This window comes from Pseudomonas veronii, from assembly GCF_001439695.1.
In the GTDB taxonomy this organism is placed as follows: Bacteria; Pseudomonadota; Gammaproteobacteria; order Pseudomonadales; family Pseudomonadaceae; genus Aquipseudomonas; species Aquipseudomonas veronii.
The window spans coordinates 1-954 of sequence record NZ_JYLL01000089.1; the positions used below are offsets into that span (position 1 = coordinate 1).

Consider the following 954-nt stretch of genomic DNA (forward strand, 5'->3'; position numbering starts at 1 on the left):
CCTGGCCTGGGCAAATTCTCCGGCCTGAAAACCTCGGTGTTCCTCGAAGTCGAAGGCGCCGCCCATTACCTGCCGGCCTACGCTGGCAACCTCGACATCATGACCTCCGCAGCCTTGGCTACCGCCGAGCGCATGGCGCAGTCGATGCAACAGGCCTGAGGAGAGCGACATGAACGCTAAGAAAATCTACATCTCCGACGTAACCCTGCGCGACGGCAGCCATGCGGTGCGTCATCAGTATTCGCTGCAAAACGTGCAGGACATCGCCCGTGCCCTGGACAAGGCCAAGGTCGACTCGATCGAAGTCGCCCACGGCGACGGCCTGCAAGGTTCGAGCTTCAACTACGGCTTCGCCGCACACACCGACCTGGAATGGATCGAAGCCGCCGCCGATGTGATCAGCCACGCCAAGATCACCACGCTGTTGCTGCCCGGCATCGGCACCGTGCATGACCTCAAGGCGGCCTACAACGCCGGTGCCCGCGTGGTACGGATCGCCACCCATTGCACCGAGGCCGACGTCTCCAGACAGCACATCGAATACGCCCGCGAACTGGGCATGGACACCGTCGGCTTCCTGATGATGAGCCACATGATCCCGGCCGAGCAGCTCGCCGCCCAGGCCAAGCTGATGGAAAGCTACGGCGCCACCTGCGTGTACATGGCCGACTCCGGCGGCGCGATGAACATGCAGGACATCCGCGATCGCTTCCGTGCGTTCAAGGCCGTGCTCAAGCCGGAAACCGAAACCGGCATGCACGCCCACCACAACCTCTCGCTCGGCGTGGCCAACTCGATCACCGCGGTCGAGGAAGGCTGCGACCGCATCGACGCCAGCCTCGCCGGCATGGGCGCCGGGGCCGGCAACGCGCCGCTGGAAGTGTTCATCGCCGCCGCCGAACGCCTGGGCTGGAACCACGGCACCGACCTCTACACCTTGATGGACGCAGCGGA

Annotated in this window: 1 protein-coding gene and 1 pseudogene; both read left to right on the top strand. The window is 64.6% G+C overall.

Annotation, left to right across the window (positions count from 1 at the left end; all coding sequences use genetic code 11):
• Positions 1-159 (top strand): annotated as a pseudogene (locus tag TU80_RS32980) (acetaldehyde dehydrogenase); the annotation flags it as partial.
• A gap of 10 nt (positions 160-169) precedes the next feature.
• Positions 170-954: 4-hydroxy-2-oxovalerate aldolase (dmpG, locus tag TU80_RS31090; RefSeq protein ID WP_057006153.1), on the top strand; the 785-nt coding region annotated here is incomplete at its 3' end.